Source organism: Pseudomonas sp. MM213 (assembly GCF_020423045.1).
In the GTDB taxonomy this organism is placed as follows: Bacteria; Pseudomonadota; Gammaproteobacteria; order Pseudomonadales; family Pseudomonadaceae; genus Aquipseudomonas; species Aquipseudomonas migulae.
Genome location: NZ_CP081943.1, coordinates 2,351,283 through 2,370,677, shown reverse-complemented (window position 1 = coordinate 2,370,677; position 19,395 = coordinate 2,351,283). Strand labels below are relative to the sequence as shown.

Sequence of the window (19,395 nt, the reverse complement as noted above, 5' to 3'; positions counted from 1 at the left end):
AGTAGACGTTCAAGTATTTATTCGATCAGATTAAAGCCCTCAGGCAGAGGGTTCGAACATGGCGGCCACGCAATGGATTGATGCTCACACACCGAGTCTGGCTGTGGTGGATTCTCGCGGCTTGGTTGTGCGAAATGTCGCCTACTGCCGCCATCCTCTGAACTCATCGATTGATACCCGCATCACCCGTAACCACTTCGATCCTGCCGGACGGCTTTTTGCGTCCCGGGACCCACGCCTGTGGGGAGCGGCGCCGAAACCCAATCTTGAAAACACCTTTGATTTGCAAGGCCGGCCTCTGCTGGTGAAGAGCGTGGATACCGGTTGGCAGCTGAGCTTGATCAATCAGGCGGATGCGACCTGCTCGTTCTGGGACGGTCGCGGTGGTCAGCGTCACAGCGAATTTGATGAGCTCCAGCGCCCGACAGCCGTTACGGAGCAAATGGCGTACGAGTTGCCGCGTGTTTCCGAGCGCTTTACGTATGGCGATGCCAGTGATGAGCGGACGGCCCATAACCAGTGTGGTCAACCGATCCGCCATGACCATCCGGCCGGCAGGCGCAACCTCTGTGAATATGGTGTGGGTGGATCGCTGCTGGCGGAGCAAACGCGTTTCCTGCGCGATCTGGAGCTGCCGGACTGGTCATCTGAATTCGCCGAGGCGGAACTGGAAGACGAGGTGTTCGAGACGACGTGGCAGTACGGTCCTGTAGGAGAAATGCATTGTCAGACTGACGCCATGGATAACGTCAGATCGTTCGCTTACGACCGGGCCGGTCAGCTACGTGAAACCCGATTGAAGCTGGCCGGTTCTTCAGGAGAGCCGCGTTTGCTGGTCAGTGAAATCCGCTACGACGCTTTCGGCAGGAGCATCAGCGAACGGGCTGGCAATGGCGTCACCACCATTGCCCGGTATGCAGGTGAAGACGGGCGCCTCCTGCAATTGCAGTCCTGCGATGTCGATGGCAAGCCGCTTCAGGATTTTAGCTACGGTTACGATCCCGTCGGCAATATCACCTTCATCGAAGACCTGGCTCAACTGACGCGTTATTTCAATAATCAGCGGATCGATCCGGTCTGCTGCTATGGCTATGACAGTCTTTATCAACTGATCCAAGCCATTGGCAGCGAAGTCAGTCAACCCAGTTACGGCCCGGCTTTGCCAGCCTGGCAAACCACGCCGCTGGACCCCAACCAGTTGCGCAATTACACCCAGACTTTCAATTACGACGCCGCCGGTAACCTGCAAACCCGCCATCACAGCGGTGCAGAAACTTTTGAGATGTTTACGGCTACGGACAGTAATCGCAGCGTTGCGGATAAAGGTAACTTGGTCGACGGCTTCGATGCCAACGGCAATCAGCTGGAGCTGTTACGCGGCCAGCGGATGAGTTGGGATGTACGGAACCAGCTCAGCAGCGTAACGATGGTGAAGCGCGACGACGGCCCTGACGATACTGAATGTTACTGCTACGACAGTCCTGGGCTTCGCTTGCGAAAAGTCCGACTGACTCAGGCAGCGCATCGCACACTGCGTTCTGAAACGCGCTACTTGCCGGGCTTGGAAATCCATCGTGACAAGGCCACTGGAGAAGAGCGGCATGTGTTCAGTGTCGAGGCCGGGCGCGGTCAGGTCCGCGCCTTGCACTGGGTAGCTGGATTGCCTCGTGATGTTCGTAACGATCAACTGCGTTTTTGCCTGAGCAATCATCTGAATTCCAGCACCCTGGAGTTGGATGAGCAGGGCAGAGTTCTGAGTCGGGAGGTTTATTACGCGTTTGGTGGGACGGCGTTGTGGGCGGGGGGCTGCGAGATTGAAGCCAAGTACAAGACGATTCGTTACTCGGGTAAGGAGCGGGATGCGACGGGGCTTTATTATTATGGGTATCGGTATTACGCGCCTTGGTTGCAGCGGTGGGTAAGTACCGATCCGGCGGGAAGTCTTGCAGGATTGAATTTATTTCTCATGGTCGAAAACAATCCTATTATTTATGTTGATTTTAGTGGGTTGAAACCAAATATATTTGACAGCATTAAGTCTGCTTTTGGCGGGGTAGGAAATGAGCAGGCAAGGAATGGAATAGAAATACATTTTGTTCAATATTTGCATCCTAAAATAATGGCAAGGAAAGAATCGGATAAAAATCGAGCGTTGGTAAATATTATGCAGCGGCTGCCGAAGGTCGATGCTAAAGCGGCAGAAGAAATGCTGGAGGGATTTGTAAGGGTATTGAGTAGTGGTGGGCCGACAGTAAACGCTAGTCCAGAGTCAATTGCAGCGTTTGGTGGGAGTGGTTTCGTTAATTATTGGAAGGGGGATAAAAAAGATCCAAGATATGGCGCACGTAGAGAACGGGTCGAAGAAAAAATGTTTTTATATCAAAGTTCTCCTGTTTCTGTTGTGGAAGCTGGCCACTCATCAAATAGTCAAGGATTTAATTCAAATTTTCGGCCTGTTTATGGGGCTTTGCAAGTTCTTGATGATAAAGAGACTGTTGGTGGCGCTCCAAATTATGGGGCGGCGTCATTTTATTTTTCAGATGATTCAAAAAAATACATGACAATGACAGGTTCTGACAGTTTAAATATGGAGGCCTCTTTTGATGATCTTGCTGTATTTGAAAATGTCTATCCGTTAATTCCACGCATGAGTGATGATACGTTTTTGGTTGCTTTGGCAGTCGTCGAAGGGCGTCAAGAGGAAGTTTCTGTTTCGGGTTTTTCTAATTATGTAGAAGTTCAGGCTCATTCTAGAACTAGATGGTCTGATTTTAGTGAGGTGATATTTCATAGTAAGGGGGAGCTAGATGTGCATCCGAAAAACAAAAAAATAATGAATTTTTTAAATAAAAATAAAATGGTTGTCGATTATAAGAACTAGCATCGTGCTGGTGGCATGTTGTTCGGAAATATTTTTAGCTCAATATCACCTGGTGCGTGCTTTTCGCATCAGGTGATATTTATTCCAAGACCGTAGTTAGAAGTGGAACTTCACCAAAAAGCTCGTCGTGCTCTGATCAGTCTTGAAGTACTGGCTATCCTTAATCCCGTACTTGTCCGACCAATAGTCATACTCCACACCCACATACAACTGCTTCTCGCCAAAATTCAGCGCTTTACCCAAGTCATATTTAACCTGCGGGTTGAAGTGCAGGTTGGCGTGGTAGTCGCCTTTGGAGTTGGAGTCGTTGTCGACTACCCAGTCCATGAAACCGTCGATCAGGATGCTCGAATCGCCGACCGGGATGGTGTAGGACCAGACCGGGGTGATCTGCCAGACGTTGTCGCCCGCACGGCTGCCTTCGGTGTGGCGCTGGTAGAAGTTCAGCTGGAAGTAATCGAAACCAGGGATTGCCAGGTCGAAACCCGGGCCGATCAGATAGGACTCGGTATCGCCTTCACCAAACTCGTACGTCATCGCCAGCAACACGTCTTTGACCGGACCGAATCCGATTTTCTGGTCAAGGACTTTGCCCAGGGAAATGCGTGGGCTGAACTCACCGTAATAGGTGTTGGGGCCGACGTTGAAATCCTTTTCGCCGTTGTAGAAGATCTTGTCGACGAAGAAGAAGTTATCCCCATATTTCCAGCCATCGGCGTGTTCGAAGGTCACGGTCTGCTGAATGCGTGGGTTGACCTGGAAGTCCTTGCCATACAGGTAGGTCAGGCTGTTGTTCTGCCATTGCAGCAAGTCGCCGGCCATGGCCTGGCCCCCGGCCAGCAAGGATCCCGCCAGCATCAGGCTAGTGCACGTACGTTTCATTCGGTTGCTCCCAAAAAGTAGGTGTTTCACGTTGTTTTTTTAAGGTCGGCGCTCTGGTGTGGCGCCTTTTTCCGTAGCGGTAAAAAATCATCCAATCGGTCAGCTTCAGTGCTGTTAGCAAGAGCTGCGCCAAGGCTTTCGAAAAGCAAAAAAACTCCCGTTCGGCGGCTCAAGAGCCGTCGATTGAGAGGGGGTTGGAATGCCTTGATACCGTCCAGGGCCGGGATAAGTTGGCTTTCTGGTCAGGAATTAAATCCGGGCTTTTTTTAAAGCGGATTCAGGCGGCCGCGGAGAATACTGACTCCAGGGCCGGGTCTCAAGTGCCCCGCAACAGCGCACCGACGACAGGTTTGGGGCATTGTTGCGGGTCATCTTAAAGTGCACCTTCACCAGCAGGCTGGTGGTGTTTTCATTGGTGTCGAGGCGGGCGTTGTTTTCCACGCCGTACTTGTCTTTCCAGTAGCTGTACTCGACGCCGACATACACCTGTTTCTCCCGCCAGCCCAAGGCCTTGCCCAGGTCGTATTTGATCTGCGGGTTGAAATGCAGGTTGGCGTGATAGGTGCCGCGCGCGTTCTGGTCGTTGTCCACGACCCAGTCGAGGTAGCCGTCGATCAACAGGTTCGAATTGCCCAGCGGGACGGTGTAGGACCAGGCCGGTGTGATCTGCCAGACATCATCGCCGGGGCGCGAGCCTTCGGTCTGGCGATAGTAGAAATTCAAGGTGAAAAAGTTGAAGCCCGGTACTGCAAGGTCGAAGCCGGGGCCGATCAGGTAGGCTTCGGTGTCGTCTTCGCCATTCTCGTAGGTCATGGCCAGCAACACGTCCTTGATCGGGCCGAATTCGAAGCGGCGGTCGAGGATTTTGCCGAAGGAGAGGCGTGGGCTGAATTCGCCGTAATAGGCGTGAACGCCTTTGTTCCGGTCTTTCTCGCCGTTGTAGTAGGTGCTGTCGACGAACAGGAAGTTGTCGCCGTACTTCCAGCGGTCGGCGTGTTCGAAGGTGATCGTCTGCTGAATCGACGGGTTGATCGCGAAATCCTTGCCGTACAGATAGCTCAGGCTGTTGGTCTGCCACAGCAGTAAATCGCCGGCCATGGCTTGGCTGGCAGCCAGAAGACCGCTGCCTAACAGCAGGTTTGTCTGTGTCCGAATCATCTGTTGCTCCCTCTTGTTTTTATTTTCAAGGCGCAGGTGTCCCACCCCTGTAGGAGCCGGCTTGCTGGCGATGTGGTCAGAACATCCAACATTGATGTCGTCTGACCCACCGCTTCGCCAGCAAGCCGGCTCCTACAGGGTTTGCGTTCTGTCTTAGTGCGAGTGGGCGTGGCAGTCGTTGATCGCGGCGCGTTCCTTGCCGCCGAGGATGTTGAACAGCAGGTTCAGCGCCAAGGCACTCAACGTTGCCATGGCGATGCCGCTGTGGGTGATCGGGCTCATCCACAACGGCAGGTGGGCGAAGAACTCCGGACGTACCACCGGAATCAGGCCCATGCCGATGCTCACCGCCACCAGCAATTGGTTGCGACGGTCACCGATGTCGGCTTCCTGGAGAATCTTGATCCCGGTGGCGGCGACCATGCCGAACATCGCAATCGCCGCACCGCCGAGCACGGCGGGTGGAATCGAGGCGACCAGGAACGCGGCTTTCGGCAGCAGGCTCAATACGATCAGCAACCCGCCGGCAACGATGGTCACCGAGCGGCAGCGCACGCCGGTCATCTGCACCAGGCCGATGTTCTGCGCGAAAGAGGAATGGGTGAAGGTGTTGAAGAAACCGGCGAAGAACGACGCACCGGCATCGCACAGCAAGCCGCGACGCAGCATCCGTGGGCAGACTTCCTGGCCGGTGATTTTGCCCAGCGCGAGGAACATCCCGGTGGACTCGACGAAGATGATCACCACGACCAGGCACATCGAAAGAATCGGTGCGAGTTCAAACTTCGGCATGCCGAAGTGCAGTGGGGTGACGAATTGCAGCCAAGGCGCCTGGGCCATGCCGCTGAGGTCGACCATGCCGATCAACCCGCAGATCACGTAACCGAGGCACATGCCGATCAGCACGGAAATGTTGACCCAGAAACCGCGCATGAAACGATGGACCAACAGAATGGTGGCCAGCACCAGTGCGGCGATGGCCAGGTAAATCGGTGAACCGAATTGAGCGGCGCCGGCACCACCGCCCGCCCAATTGACGGCGACGGGGAACAGCGACAAACCGATCGAGGTGATGACCGTGCCGGTCACCAGCGGCGGGAAGAACCGAACGACTTTGGACATGAACGGTGCGATGAGCATGCCGAAGAACCCGGCGGCGATGGTCGCGCCGAAGATCCCCTGCAGACCGATGCCGGGCATGCCGGCCATGGCGACCATGCTGCCGACGGCGGCGAAGCTGGCGCCCATCATCACTGGCATGCGAATGCCCATCGGGCCGATGCCCAGCGACTGGACGATGGTGGCGATGCCGGCCACCAGCAGGTCGGCGTTGATCAGGAAGGCGATTTCTTCACGACTCAGGCCAGCGGCCTGTCCGATGATCAGCGGCACCGCGATGGCTCCGCCGTACATCAGCAAAACATGTTGCAGACCGACCAGGATCAGTTGCAAAAGGGGCAAACGCTGAATGGCGGGTGCGTCGGGGATGCGCGCTTGGGATAGCTCGGACATGCAACACCTCGGATCTTTTTTATTCTTGTGATTTTGTGCATCAGGGTGACCGCGTTGCGGCCATTCGCGGGCAAGCCTCGCTCCTACAGGTTTTGTGCCGTTTGCATCATTTGTGAACGACACAAAACCTGTAGGAGCGAAGCTTGCTCGCGAAGCTTTTAGCGATTAATTGGTCGGAGCTCCCTGAACAATCCACGCGCCGATCAGGTCACGTTCCTGCTGGGTCATCTGGGTGATGTTGCCCAGTGGCATGATCTGGCTGGTGACGGCTTGAGCCTGGATGCGCGCCGCGTTCTGGCGGATCTGCTCGGGGGTATCGAACATCACGCCGGCCGGTGCTGCGCTGAACAACGGGCTGGTCGGCTTGGCCGAGTGGCATACCGCGCAACGTTCCTGGATCACGCTGTGTACCTTGTCGAAACCCGGGCCGGCGTTTGCCGCCTGGACCGGTGCTTCAGCCGGTTTCGGTGTGGCAGGTTTGGCGCCACCGCCGAGGGCGGTTTCCGGCAGCGGCTGGTACTCGATGGTGCCAGGTGCCTTGGCCACTTCAGGTGCGCTTGGCATCTGCGCCGGGCCAGTCACGTAAGCCAGGCAGATCATGCCCACGGCTGCGACGGGCAGGGTCCAGGCAAACTTGTGGCTGTCATGACGGGTGTTGAAATAGTGACGCACCAACACCGCCAGCACCGCAATCCCGGCCAGGATCAGCCAGTTGTACTGGCTGCCATAAGTGCTCGGGAAGTGGTTGCTGATCATGATGAACAGCACCGGCAAGGTGAAGTAGTTGTTGTGACGCGAACGCAGCAGGCCTTTGGCCGGCAGTGCCGGATCGGGCGTGCGGTTCTCGGCAATCGCCGCTACCAGTGCGCGCTGCGCCGGCATGATGATGCGGAACACGTTGCCGACCATGATGGTGCCGATGATCGCGCCGACGTGCAGGTACGCACCACGACCGCTGAACACTTTGCTGAAGCCGTAGGCCGCGCCGATGATCAGCACGAACAGGATGAAGCCGAGCAGGGCAGGGCGTTTGCCCAGGGCCGAGTCGCAGAGGAAGGAGTAGACGAACCAGCCAACGAACAAAGAAGCGATGCCCAGGGCAACACCTTCAGGGCCGGTCAGGCTGCTGCCCGGTGCCAGCAGGTACAGCGTCGGGTTGGAGTAGAACACCACGCACAGCAGCGCGATCCCCGACATCCAGGTGAAGTAGGCTTCCCATTTGAACCAGTGCAGGTTGTCCGGCATGGTCGGTGGGGCCAGTTTGTATTTTTCCAGGTGATAGATACCGCCGCCGTGGATCGCCCACAAATCACCGGCCAGACCACTTTTCGGGTTGACCCGATTGAGGTTGTTTTCCAGCCAGACGAAATAGAACGACGCACCGATCCAGGCCACGCCAGTAATCATGTGAACCCAGCGCACGCTCAGGTTCAGCCATTCCAACAGATGTGCTTCCACAGTCTTTACCTCTCGCCCGTCACGCTTGTTGTCGCGTGATCGGACCTTCTCTTATTGGTGGGGGGCGAGGATCAAACGCTCATCCTCTTTGAAAAAATGCTCATCGCAGTTATTGCCTGTGCCACTGCGATCAACCACCAGGAAGTCATCCCGCTTTTCGATCGTCAGCACCGGGTGGTGCCAGACGCCGCGATGGTAATTAATGCCCTGCCTGCCGTTGGTGACGAAGGCGCGGACCAAGCCTGATACAGGTTCATCGCCAAGTGGCGCGACCACGATCAGAAAGGGGTTGCCGAGCAGCGGAATGAAAGCCTGGCTGCCCAGCGGGTGACGCTCCAGCATGCTGACGGTCAGCGGCATGTCCTGCGCGTCGGCGCGGAAAATGCTGATGATCGCCTTGTCTTCTGGCGTGGCGGTTTCCACCGTCGCCAGTTTATGAAAGCGCATGGTCGAACCGTTGTTGATCATGAAGTGATCGCTGCCGTCGGTTTCGATCACGTCACCGAAAGGGGCGAAGGCTTCTTTGGTCAGCGGTTCAATCGTCAGTGTGCGCATGCTGGTCTTCTTTTCCGAATTCAATGTTGTTTGTTCTGTCGTCTTCGCGGGCAAGCCTCGCTCCTACGGTTTGAGAAACCTGTAGGAGCGAGGCTTGCCCGCGAAGGCCTCATCGCTTATTTAGCGACCTTGCCCAGGACGCGCAGGCGGCTCACACCGCCATCCGGGAACACGTTCAGGCGGATGTGGGTGATCGGGCCCAGCGCCTTGATCTGCTCGGCGAAGGTGTGTTCGGCGTGCATTTCCAGTTTCTGCGCCGGCAACAGTTCGCGCCAGAACAGCGATTGGGTTTCGATCTGGCTGTCGGTGCCGCCCTTCACAAAGGCGCCCTGGATCGAGCAGGTGTCCGGGTAGTTGCCCTTGAAGTGCAGGGTGTCGACGACGACTTTTTCGATCTCGCCGGCATGACCCAGCGCGACGATGACCCAGTCATTGCCCGGCGTGCGACGACGCGCGGTTTCCCAGCCGTCGCCCATGTTGATGCCACGGCCCGGGTTGAGGATGTTGCTCATGCGGCCGAAGTGTTCGTCGGAGCAGGCGAGGGCGCGGCCACCGTTCAGGGCGGCGGCCAGGTCCACTTGTTCGTTGTCGCCGACAGCGGACCAGTCGCGGAACGGAATGCCGTAGACACGCAGACGGGCCACGCCACCATCCGGGTAGATGTTGAAGCGCAGGTGGCTGAAGGCCTGGTCGTTGCTGATTTCGTGGTAGTGATGGCTGTTGCCTTGCAGCTCGACGGCCGACAGCACTTCAGTCCACTGGGTGTTGTCGTCCGGTTCGCCAGACGCGAGGAAGCAGGCTTCCAGCGAGGCCGACGGCGGGAAGTTACCGGTGAAGAATGAAGTGTCGATGTCTACGCCTTTGATCGAACCCGGCACGCCCAGGCGGATGACCGCGCTGTCGTAGCCTTCGAAGCGTTTGCGACGCGATTCCCAGCCGTCCATCCACTTGCCGTTGTCATCGAACACGCCCTCCTTCCACACGGCCGGGGTCGGTTGGAACAGACGGTTGGCGTCTGCGAACCAGTCATCGGTGACCGAGATGATCTTGGTGCCCAGGCGGGCGTCGGCCAGGTTGACGAACTTCTCGAAAGGTACGGCGTAAGCTTTCATTCTTCTTGTCTGCCTTTAATAAGTTGGCTTGGGATGCTTGCAGTGCCCTGGGCGATGTTTGCGTCCAATGTCGCTCGGGCAAGGCTCGCTATAGGGTCAGTAATCGGAACAGGGCGATCTTGTTGATCTCCGCCAGCGCGCACTTGAACTCGGTTTCTGCCGGGTTGTGAATGCGCGTTTCGAACGCCGCGAGGATCTGATGCCGGTTGCTGCCTTTTACCGCCATGATGAAGGGAAACTTGAACTTGGCTTTGTAGGCGTCGTTCAGCTCGGTGAAGCGAGAAAACTCTTCGGCCGTGCATTGGTGAATACCGGCGCCAGCCTGTTCATTGGTGCTGGCTTCGGTCAACTGGCCCTGGACGGCGGCTTTGCCGGCCAGGTCCGGGTGAGCGTTGATCAGGGCCAACTGGCTTTCGTGATCAGCGCTCAACAGGATGTCGCTCATGCGCTGGTGCAGGGTTTCGATCTCGTCGATCGAAGCGTCCTGGCCCAGGTCGAAGGCCTTCTCGGCCACCCATGGCGAATGTTCGTAGATGTCGGCGAAAGCGGTGACGAACGCGTCGCGGCTCAGGGTCGAGGGTTTCAGGGTTTGAAAGGTGCTCATTGGGCAGCCCCTTGGTACGGGTGGGTTTCGTGCCAGTGGCGAGCGATGTCGACGCGGCGGCTGAACCACACCTGTTCATGACTTTTAGCGTATTCGATAAAGCGCTTGAGCGAGGCGAGACGCGCCGGACGGCCGATCAGCCGGCAGTGCAGACCGATCGAGAGCATTTTCGGCGCTTCGGCACCTTCGGCGTACAGCACATCGAAAGCGTCTTTCAGGTATTCAAAAAAGTCGTCGCCCTTGTTGAAGCCCTGGACCTGGGTGAAGCGCATGTCGTTGGTGTCCAGGGTGTACGGGATCACCAGGTGCGGCTTGCCGGTCGGGTTGTTCGGTTCCCAGTAGGGCAGGTCGTCGTCGTAGGTGTCGCAGTCGTAGAGAAAGCCGCCTTCTTCCATCACCAGCCGACGGGTGTTCGGGCCGGTGCGGCCGGTGTACCAGCCCAACGGGCGTTCGCCGGTGATTTCGGTGAGGACGCGGATCGCTTCGAGCATGTGCTCGCGTTCCTGTGCTTCGTCCATGTACTGGTAGTCGATCCAGCGATAGCCGTGGCTGCAGATCTCGTGACCGGCATCGACCATCGCGCGGATCACGTCCGGGTGGCGCTGGGCGGCCATGGCCACGGCGAAGATGGTCAGCGGAATGTCGAATTCCTTGAACAGTTTCAGAATCCGCCAGACACCGGCGCGGCTGCCATACTCGTAAAGGGATTCCATGCTCATGTTGCGCGCGCCTTGCAGCGGCTGCGCCGAGACCATTTCCGAAAGGAAGGCTTCGGACTCTTTATCGCCGTGCAGGATGTTGCGCTCGCCGCCTTCTTCGTAATTGAGCACGAAAGACAGGGCGATGCGCGCATTGCCCGGCCAGTGTGGGTGAGGAGGGTTACTGCCGTAACCGATCAGGTCGCGTGGGTAGTCAGCGCTCACTGCAGTCTTCCTTCTTATTCGTTGACAGGTTGTGTGGCGGCCTGGCGATGGGATGACAGGCTGGCGTCACAGCGATGGGTTGATTGTATACAACTTTATATCCACTTTGTAAGCCTGAATTTTCGCATTTTTCATCTGCTGTCATCTTGGGGTGATACTGCAAGAAACCTGCCCAGTTGGTCAGCTAATGGATAGAAGGTCCGCTGCTCGCATGGTTTGGCGTCAGATTGACTGCGAATCCTTGAATGGCGGTACTGGCTGCAAAAATGTCGTTTTTATTGTGTACAATTTTTATGAAAAGTGTCTTAATCAGTCGCTCGCCGCAGCTTTTCGTGCTCCGAATCGGTGCGGTCTCCTTTTCAACTGACTTCGGGAGGCGCGAGGTCTGACTGCTCCAAGCAGGCAGGCGCGCAGAATCAATGGGACGTTTGACTACACACGTTTTGGACGCTGCACACGGTTGCCCGGGCAGCTCGATCAAGGTCGAGTTGTACCGCGTTGAAGGCTCGCAGCTGGAATTGGTCGCCAGCGCAATCACCAACAGCGACGGCCGTGTCGATGCCCCGCTGCTGCAGGGCGATGACTACCGCACCGGGGTCTATCAGGTGCAGTTTCATGCGGGCGATTACTACCGCGCCCGTGGCGTTCAGCTGCCGGAGCCTGCGTTCCTGGATGTGGTGGTGCTGCGGTTTGGCATCTCTGCGGAACAGGATCACTACCATGTGCCGCTGCTGATTTCGCCTTATAGCTATTCCACGTACCGCGGCAGCTGATCCCCCAAGCAGCTGTCGCCTCCGAGAAGCGACTGCGCATATAGCTTCTTTGGTCTTTCGCCCGCTCACACTGCGGGCTTTTTTTCGTCCCGAGGAATGTGGTGAATGTGCCGACGCCTTCGCGGGCAAGCCTCGCTCCTACAGGTTTTGTGTCGTTCATGGAATGGAGAACAACCTTGTAGGAGCGAGGCTTGCCCGCGAAGCTCTTAACGGCTCAACAGCGACGCTGCGCCGGCGCCGCTAAACAGTCCGGCACTCACCCGGTTAAACCAGCTCTGCCCTTTGCCACTGCGCAGATACCGCGCCGCACCATGGGCACCTAACCCGTAAGCCAATTTGCACAGCAGATCCAACACGGTCCACGTGGCAATCATCACCAGCAACTGCGGCAGGAACGGTTGCCCGGCGCTCAAGAACTGCGGCAGGAATGCGGCAAAGAACAGGATGTCTTTCGGATTGCTCGCACCCAGCACAAATGCGCGCCCGAACAGGGCACGGAAACGCGGCACCGGCGCAGCCTGGGGCACTTCGGCACCGACCGATGGCTGGCGCGATTGCTGCCAGCTCTGCCAGGCGAGGTAGAACAGGTACAGCGCACCGACGATTTTCAATGCGCTGAACAGCTGTTCCGAAGCCAGCAACAACGCCCCCAATCCCAACGCGGAAGCGCTGAGCAAGCAGATCGACGCAATCACGCCACCCAGAAATGCCGGGTAAGAACGACGCAAACCGTAATTCAGACTGTTGCTGATCATCAGCAACGACAGTGGCCCCGGGATCAGGATCACCACCAGCGCAGCGCCGCTGAACAGCAGCCAGGTTTCCAGACTCATCACTTTCCTCCATTTGCACAAAAGCCTCACCCGACGGGGTGAGGCTGTTTTCAAGCGAGTACCTGTGTTTACAAGAAGATGAACTTGGCGATGAAGATCGCGCAGAGCACCCACAGGCTCACGGAAATTTCCTTGTATTTACCGGTGCCGGCTTTCAACGCCACATAGGTGATGAAGCCCAGCGCAATACCGTCGGCGACCGAGAAGGTCAGCGGCATCATGATCGCGGTGACGATCGCCGGAATGCTGTCGGTCGCTTCGTCCCATTCGATGTGCGCCATGCCGCCCATCATCAGCATTGCCACGTAAATCAGCGCGCCGGCTGTTGCATAAGCGGGGATCATGCCAGCCAGCGGTGCGAAAAACATGGCTGCAATAAATAGCACACCTACGGTCACTGCGGTAAGACCAGTCCGACCACCAGCGGCTACACCCGCGGCACTTTCCACGTAGCTTGTTACCGGAGGAACACCCACCACGGCACCGAATACGCTGGAGGCGCTGTCAGCTTTCATGGCGCGGGAAAGGTTTTCGATGCGACCGTCCGCGTTCACCAGGTTGGCGCGCTGGGCGACGCCCATCAAAGTGCCGGCGGTGTCGAACATGTGCACGAAGAGGAAGGCCAGCACTACGCTGATCATGCTGACGTTGAATACGCCGGCAACGTTCATGGCCATCCAGGTCGGTGCCAGGCTCGGCGGTGCCGACATGATCCCTTCGTAATGCACCAGTCCCAGACCCCAACCGGCCAGCGTTACGGTGATGATGCTGATGAGAATCGCACCGAACACCTTGTGGTAGCTGAGCACGGCGATCATCAGGAAGCAGATGGCGGCGAGCAGCGGGCCGGGCTCACGCAGCGAGCCGAGCTTGATCAGCGTCGCCGGGCTATCGACGACGATGCCGGCGGTTTTCAAGCCGATCAGGCCGAGGAACAGACCTACGCCGGCGCCCATCGCAAAGCGCAGGCTCACCGGAATGCTGTTGAGCAGCCATTCGCGGATCTTGGAGAAGGTCAGGATCATGAACAACACACCGGACACGAACACTGCACCGAGTGCGGTTTCCCAGTTGTAGCCCATGGTGCCGACCACGGTGTAGGTGAAGAAGGCGTTGAGGCCCATGCCCGGCGCGAGGCCGACCGGCCAGTTGGCGTACAGGCCCATCAACAGACAACCCAGCGCAGCCGCGATGCACGTTGCAACGAATGCCGCGCCGTGATCGATCCCGGCGTCGGCCATGATGTTGGGGTTGACGAAGATGATGTAAGCCATGGTGATGAAGGTTGTCAGACCGGCAATCAACTCGGTCTTCACCGTGGTGCCATGCAAGCTGAGTTTGAAGATGCGTTCCAGCCAGCCATTGCGTAATGGCGGCGAGAGTTCCAGCGACGGGGCTTCGGATTTGCGGCTTTCCACAGCGAGTACTCCTCAAGAGTTTTATTGTTATTTCCAGGGCCGGACCCATGAGGGTGGCAGCGGCCCTTTGAGGCATTCGCGAATTTGTTGACCGCTTGGTCAGGAACTCGCACGCAGTGGATTATGCTTTTGTATACAAATAATGCAAATAATGTTTTTGATTTTGTAGACGAAAAGTTTGGCAATAGGGATATATCGCCAGAAAGGACGCCTTCGCGGGCAAGCCTCGCTCCTACAAAAGCGGCGCATATCCTGTAGGAGCGAGGCTTGCCCGCGAAGGCGGTTTCCAGGATTCAGATTTTTTGCTGGTTCTCCCCAAGCGCCAGATTCACCGCCAACCACCCATTCACCGCCGTCTCTCCAGCCTCGGCAAACACCCGCTCCAGCAGTTTCACCTGCTCACGCCGCAACGATTGCTCAAACCGCGCCCCTTCCACGGTCAGTTCCAGCAGCCGTTTACGCTTGTCGGTCTCGGACGCAACGCTGTCTACCAAGTGCATTTCCACCAACTGGCGCAGTGGAATGTTCAGTGCCTGCTTGCTCACGCCGAGCAATGCCAGCAACTCCTTGACGCTCAGGTTCGGATAGCGGGCGATGAAAAACACGATGCGTTGATGCACCCGGCTCAAGCCGCGACGCTCGAGCATTTCGTCGGCCTTGGCGGTGAACGCCTGGTAGCCGAAGAAAAACGCTTCCATGGCCTGTTGCTGGGAGGCGGGATTTTTAAGGTCAAGCATGTTGACGTATCCGTTCGGGTTGTCGTAATTTCGGTCAACCAGTTTGACTCATTTTCCTCAGGCCTCGCTACCGGTGACCCCCCCATGGCTTTTTCCGAACGTGTCTCGCGCCTTAAAAGTTCTTTGATCCGTGAAATCCTCGCCGCCGCCCAGCGCCCGCAAGTGATGTCGTTCGCCGGTGGCTTGCCGGCCGAAGTCATGCTGCCGACCGTCGAATGGGCCGACATGCCGCTGTCCATCGGCCAATACGGCATGAGCGAAGGCGAACCGGAATTGCGCGAGGCCTTGGCGGCCGAGGCGCGAGCGCTGGGCGTGCCGTGCGAGGCGAGTCAGGTATTGGTGGTCAGCGGCTCGCAGCAAACCCTCGATCTGGCGGCCAAGCTCTACATCGACAAAGGCACCGAGATCCTGCTCGAAGCGCCGACGTACCTGGCGGCGTTGCAGATCTTTCAACTGTTTGGCGCCGACTGCATCACCGTGCCGCTGGAGGCCGACGGCCCGAACCTGCTTGAGCTGCGCACGCGTCTGGAAAAACACCAGCCTGCGTTCATCTACCTGATCCCGACATTCCAGAACCCGTCGGCGGTGCGCTACAGCGAGGCCAAGCGCGATGCGGTCGCCGCGTTGCTGGATGAGTTTGGCGTCACCCTGATCGAAGACGAGCCGTATCGCGAACTGACGTTTGATGGCGGCAGTGCCAGGCCAATCGTCAGTCGCTTGAAAAAGACCAGCTGGATCTACACCGGCACCGTGTCGAAAACCCTGTTGCCGGGATTGCGGGTCGGCTATCTGATTGCCAGTCCGGACCTGTTTCCGCATTTGCTGAAACTCAAGCAGTCCGCCGATCTGCACACCAACCGCGTCGGCCAGTGGCAAGCGCTGCAGTGGATCGGCACCGAGAAATTCCAGCAGCACCTGAGTGAGCTGCGGGATTTTTACCGGGTGCGCCGGGATGCGTTTCAGTCGGCGCTGGAAACGCATTTTTCTGATTTGGCAGAGTGGAACGTGCCGCAGGGCGGGCTGTTTTTCTGGTTGACGCTGAAACAACCGCTGGACACACGCACGTTGCTCAAGCCGGCACTGGCGGCGGATGTGGCGTTCATGCCGGGTGAGCCGTTTTTTCCGGAGCCGGATAATCACCCGGGGCATTTGCGGCTGAACTTCAGCCACATCGATCCGGCGCGGCTGGATGAAGGGTTGAAGCGATTGGCGGCGGTGGTGCGACAGGCGCAGGCTGCGGAAGCGGCCTGATCGCAGAGATAAAAAAACCGGCTCATGGGCCGGTTTTTTTTTGTTTGAGATTTGTGGTGGTTGATCCGACGCCTTCGCGGGCAAGCCTCGCTCCTACAGAAGATGCATAACCTGTAGGAGCGAGGCTTGCCCGCGAAGAGGCCGTCAGCCACACCACAAACCTCACGCCGCCGCGAATCGCTTGTCCAGATAATCAATGATCACCTTGGACTCATACATCCAGGTGGTCTGGCCATTCTCTTCAATGCGCAGGCACGGGACCTTGATCTTGCCGCCTTGCTCCAGCAGAACCTGACGATCCTGCTCGTTGTTCTTCGCATCACGCAACGCCACCGGCACATTCAGGCGGCGCAGGGTGCGGCGGGTTTTCACGCAAAACGGGCAGGCGTGGAACTGATACAGCGTCAGGTCCTTGGCAGCCGCTTCAACCTGAGCCTGGGCGGCGGCAGGGCGCTGCTTTTTGCCGGGACGGGTGATGAAGTCGATGAAAATGATCAGTTGGCCGAGGCCGACACGAAGCGCTTTAACGAACACGGTACAAGCCTCACGGGGCGAAAGAAGGCGCGCAGCTTACCTGATTTTTCGCAGACGAAAAAAAACCGGCGATGAATGCCGGTTTTCCTCGTTGCTGCGAATTACTTGATCAGGCTGAGAAACTCGCTGCGGGTCGCCGCGTTTTCGCGGAACTCACCGAGCATCACCGAGGTGATCATCGTCGAATTCTGCTTCTCCACACCGCGCATCATCATGCACATGTGCTTGGCCTCGATCACCACCGCAACGCCCAGGGCGCCGGTGACTTGCTGGACCGCATCGGCGATCTGGCGGCTGAGGTTTTCCTGGATCTGCAGGCGGCGGGCGTACATATCGACGATCCGCGCGACTTTCGACAGGCCCAGCACTTTGCCGCTCGGGATGTAGGCGACATGCGCCTTGCCGATGAACGGCAGCAGGTGATGTTCGCACAACGAGTAGAGCTCGATGTCTTTCACCAGCACCATTTCGCTGTTGTCGGAGCTGAACAAGGCACCGTTGGTGACTTCTTCCAGTGTCTGTTCATAACCGCGGCAGAGGTACTGCATGGCTTTGGCGGCACGTTTTGGCGTGTCGAGCAGGCCCTCGCGGGAGACGTCCTCGCCCAATTGGCCGAGAATCGCGGTGTAATTCTGTTCCAGTGTCACAGGGGCTGATTCCATAAGGGTTTCAGAGGGGTACTGTTTCTGTCTGTACCAATGTTGTACCAATCGAGCTCGTTTCAAACGGCCCGTTCACTCTGGTCGATGCCGGAGTTGATTCGTCGGGCGTGGTCGATAGCAACATCTGAACGCTACGACCGAGCCGAGTGGCAATAAAACGCAGGGTTCATCCCCGACATGAGGCACATGGTAGCGTATGTGTGACGGCAGTTGTATTGCCAGCGGGCGCGAAGCCCAAAATCGGTCGTTGCGGCCTGCAAGTGTTTGTCGGTCGCGCAGGCCTGCCGGATTTTATCCGCATCCCGCTACAGCCTGTCGCCAGGCTGCAGCAGTGATGTTCCCCTGAAACCTGTTTTGCTCATCAGGCCGGGCAGGTCTATCAGGCGTGAGTGATCGACAGATCGCTGATGATGCAGACGGAACCGTCTAGCGGGTCGGTGGTGTCGGAGTAATCGATCTGGTTGTACACGCCGCCGTGAAAGGCAAGCGTTTTCGTGTCCCAAGTGTTGTCGAGGCGCATGATCGCGGAAGTGGATTTGACGCCGTTACAGCTGGCCGATACAGAAACGGCGCCGCTCGAGTTTGCGTGAATGTTGATTTTGAAAAGTGCACCGAGCGGTACATTCTCCAACACCGTCGAGTTGACCGGGTCGTCCTGGAGGTAGCTTGACCGGAACCCCATGGTGATTTTTCCTTTGTTCCAGAACACCTTCACTGGAGGTCGTTCTGAACCCTTCACATGAATTTGGCCAATCACGACTTTCTGCAGCGAGTTGACTTTGGTCAGTCGCATTTCCTGGCGGTTCCAGTGGTCCGCTGCGCTGGAGAACAGCCAGTAACCTGGCTCCTTCCACTCACAGCGAGTTCGTAGCGTGCTCTTGCTGGACGCTCCAAGCGTCGGCGCCGTCATCTGCAGCGAACCATCTTCAAGCATTGAGATGACGTCGGGGCATTCGAGCAGTGCGCGCCAGCCGATGAGCTCAAGCGCAATCGGGTTGGTGTCGGAGATTGGAAGCGGGGTAGCGATGGTGAAGTTGCTGATGTCTACAGTCATGGTTTTTACCTCAGTCCATTGATGTCGCTTTTTGCTCTGGTGAGCCTTGCGTTTGATGCAGGCCTACATCCCACTGCCCACTCAATGAATGGGCAGAAGTGATAGTTGGCAGCTTCCGATCGATTTCCCGTTGGCTTGAATACGAATATAGGCGTTCCCATATTTTGTGTAAACGGGTATTCCCATATTTTATTCTGCGCCTGTATTTCAGGTGCAAAAAAAAGCCCGCGCTTGGCGGGCTCCTCTTGGATGTGCGTCGATTTGCTGTATTGCACGTCATGGCACTGGACGTTCACGAATCACCGCAACTCGGTTCACCGCGAATACATTGCCCACCAAAAGACATGACCCAGGATCGCAATCTGCTGCTCCTGGATCTCGGCGAAGGTGTAGTCCTCGTCCGGATGCTCGTCACGGTTGAAGCTGCGTAGACGGATCCCGCTGGGCAGTCGGTAGACTTGTTTCACACGGAGCTGGCCGTTGTGGTTGATCGCGTACATGTCGCCGTCGACGATGTCGCCCAGCGAATTCTTGCCAATGTTCATGCCGACGGTGGCGCCGTCGCGCAGTACCGGGAACATGCTGTTCCCACTCACCGACACGCACCTGGCGTTGTTGAACTGCACGTTATTGTGACGCAGGTCTTTCTTGAAGAAACGCAGCCTGGCGCTGTCGTTTTCTGCGATCACGAATCGGCCTGAACCCGCCGCCAGCTCAACTTCACGCAGGAAGGGGACATAAACCTCATCGTCATCCAGGGGTGTGCTGTCGTCCCAAGGCTGGATGTCTGACATTGAAATGCCTGGAGGGGGGAGACCCCTTTAAGCATGTCACCGACACCTTCAGCCAGCCACATCGGTGAAACGCCACACACTGAAGCGATCTGGGCAACAAAGGCTGTCGCTTTCGATTTCCCGCGCTCGAGGTCGGAGATTGAGGTTTGAGTCAGCCCCGCGCGCTCGGCAAGCTCGGTCTGATTGAGCTTGGCGTGTTGGCGGGCTGTTTTGAGTCTTTCTTTAAATTCCATCTGCGAAGTATTACGGGAGCT

General features: G+C 57.3%; 16 protein-coding genes and 3 pseudogenes. 3 read left to right on the top strand and 16 right to left on the bottom strand.

Translation table 11 applies throughout. From position 1 onward, the window contains the following. Positions 1-58 precede the first annotated feature (58 nt). Positions 59-2,881, top strand: coding sequence for an RHS repeat domain-containing protein (locus K5R88_RS10750; protein WP_226299931.1), 2,823 nt, complete (start codon positions 59-61; stop codon positions 2,879-2,881). A 96-nt stretch (positions 2,882-2,977) separates the two neighbouring features. Here K5R88_RS10750 and K5R88_RS10745 read toward each other — a convergent pair whose 3' ends face one another. From K5R88_RS10745 to puuE, 8 genes and pseudogenes are all read right to left on the bottom strand, one after another. Further along, positions 2,978-3,763, bottom strand: coding sequence for an outer membrane protein OmpK (locus K5R88_RS10745; protein WP_207286354.1), 786 nt, complete (start codon positions 3,761-3,763; stop codon positions 2,978-2,980). 375 nt (positions 3,764-4,138) lie between these two features. After that, positions 4,139-4,921 (bottom strand): annotated as a pseudogene (locus tag K5R88_RS10740) (outer membrane protein OmpK); the annotation flags it as partial. 153 nt (positions 4,922-5,074) lie between these two features. Then, positions 5,075-6,433: a nucleobase:cation symporter-2 family protein gene (locus K5R88_RS10735; RefSeq protein ID WP_192227309.1), complete on the bottom strand. Its 1,359-nt coding sequence runs from the start codon at positions 6,431-6,433 to the stop codon at positions 5,075-5,077. A gap of 165 nt (positions 6,434-6,598) precedes the next feature. Beyond that, the gene (locus K5R88_RS10730; protein ID WP_223436116.1) at positions 6,599-7,891 is read right to left on the bottom strand and encodes a urate hydroxylase PuuD; all 1,293 of its coding nucleotides are present in this window, start codon (positions 7,889-7,891) and stop codon (positions 6,599-6,601) included. Positions 7,892-7,942: 51 nt separating this feature from the next. Beyond that, a complete protein-coding gene (locus K5R88_RS10725; RefSeq protein WP_007988150.1) occupies positions 7,943-8,446 on the bottom strand; it encodes an ureidoglycolate lyase in 504 nt (167 codons plus the stop codon). A 116-nt stretch (positions 8,447-8,562) separates the two neighbouring features. Further along, on the bottom strand, positions 8,563-9,558 hold the full coding sequence (gene alc / locus K5R88_RS10720; protein ID WP_008031459.1) for an allantoicase: 996 nt from the start codon (positions 9,556-9,558) through the stop codon (positions 8,563-8,565). Positions 9,559-9,646: 88 nt separating this feature from the next. Beyond that, a complete protein-coding gene (gene uraD / locus K5R88_RS10715) occupies positions 9,647-10,162 on the bottom strand; it encodes a 2-oxo-4-hydroxy-4-carboxy-5-ureidoimidazoline decarboxylase (RefSeq protein ID WP_008042802.1) in 516 nt (171 codons plus the stop codon). Beyond that, a complete protein-coding gene (gene puuE / locus K5R88_RS10710; protein WP_008031461.1) occupies positions 10,159-11,085 on the bottom strand; it encodes an allantoinase PuuE in 927 nt (308 codons plus the stop codon). The genes uraD and puuE overlap by 4 nt, the downstream gene beginning before the upstream one ends. Before the next feature lie 419 nt (positions 11,086-11,504). Here puuE and uraH point away from each other — a divergent pair, with 419 nt between their 5' ends. Further along, a complete protein-coding gene (gene uraH, locus K5R88_RS10705) occupies positions 11,505-11,858 on the top strand; it encodes a hydroxyisourate hydrolase (protein WP_008031462.1) in 354 nt (117 codons plus the stop codon). A 206-nt stretch (positions 11,859-12,064) separates the two neighbouring features. Here uraH and K5R88_RS10700 read toward each other — a convergent pair whose 3' ends face one another. From K5R88_RS10700 to K5R88_RS10690, 3 genes are all read right to left on the bottom strand, one after another. Continuing rightward, entirely contained in the window at positions 12,065-12,691 is a 627-nt protein-coding gene (locus tag K5R88_RS10700) for a LysE family translocator (RefSeq protein WP_008031463.1), read from the bottom strand. Between the two features lie 68 nt (positions 12,692-12,759). Next, positions 12,760-14,109 carry an NCS2 family permease gene (locus K5R88_RS10695; protein WP_008031464.1) on the bottom strand — a complete coding sequence of 450 codons (1,350 nt, stop codon included), beginning with the start codon at positions 14,107-14,109 and terminating at the stop codon, positions 12,760-12,762. A gap of 293 nt (positions 14,110-14,402) precedes the next feature. Then, complete coding sequence (locus tag K5R88_RS10690) at positions 14,403-14,846, bottom strand: MarR family winged helix-turn-helix transcriptional regulator (RefSeq protein WP_008031465.1); 444 nt, start codon at positions 14,844-14,846, stop codon at positions 14,403-14,405. An 84-nt stretch (positions 14,847-14,930) separates the two neighbouring features. Here K5R88_RS10690 and K5R88_RS10685 point away from each other — a divergent pair, with 84 nt between their 5' ends. After that, complete coding sequence (locus tag K5R88_RS10685; protein WP_223436110.1) at positions 14,931-16,097, top strand: aminotransferase-like domain-containing protein; 1,167 nt, start codon at positions 14,931-14,933, stop codon at positions 16,095-16,097. 162 nt (positions 16,098-16,259) lie between these two features. Here K5R88_RS10685 and K5R88_RS10680 read toward each other — a convergent pair whose 3' ends face one another. The 5 genes and pseudogenes from K5R88_RS10680 to K5R88_RS10660 form a co-directional block, all read right to left on the bottom strand. Beyond that, positions 16,260-16,631, bottom strand: coding sequence for a glutathione S-transferase N-terminal domain-containing protein (locus tag K5R88_RS10680; RefSeq protein ID WP_008042800.1), 372 nt, complete (start codon positions 16,629-16,631; stop codon positions 16,260-16,262). Between the two features lie 101 nt (positions 16,632-16,732). Beyond that, positions 16,733-17,278 carry a GTP cyclohydrolase I FolE gene (folE, locus tag K5R88_RS10675; RefSeq protein WP_032832746.1) on the bottom strand — a complete coding sequence of 182 codons (546 nt, stop codon included), beginning with the start codon at positions 17,276-17,278 and terminating at the stop codon, positions 16,733-16,735. Positions 17,279-17,300: 22 nt separating this feature from the next. After that, a pseudogene (locus K5R88_RS30910) lies at positions 17,301-17,532 on the bottom strand (site-specific integrase); the annotation flags it as partial. 140 nt (positions 17,533-17,672) lie between these two features. Continuing rightward, a complete protein-coding gene (locus K5R88_RS10665) occupies positions 17,673-18,347 on the bottom strand; it encodes a polysaccharide lyase family 7 protein (RefSeq protein WP_008042798.1) in 675 nt (224 codons plus the stop codon). 314 nt (positions 18,348-18,661) lie between these two features. After that, positions 18,662-19,374: pseudogene (locus K5R88_RS10660) on the bottom strand (XRE family transcriptional regulator). Positions 19,375-19,395 lie beyond the last annotated feature (21 nt).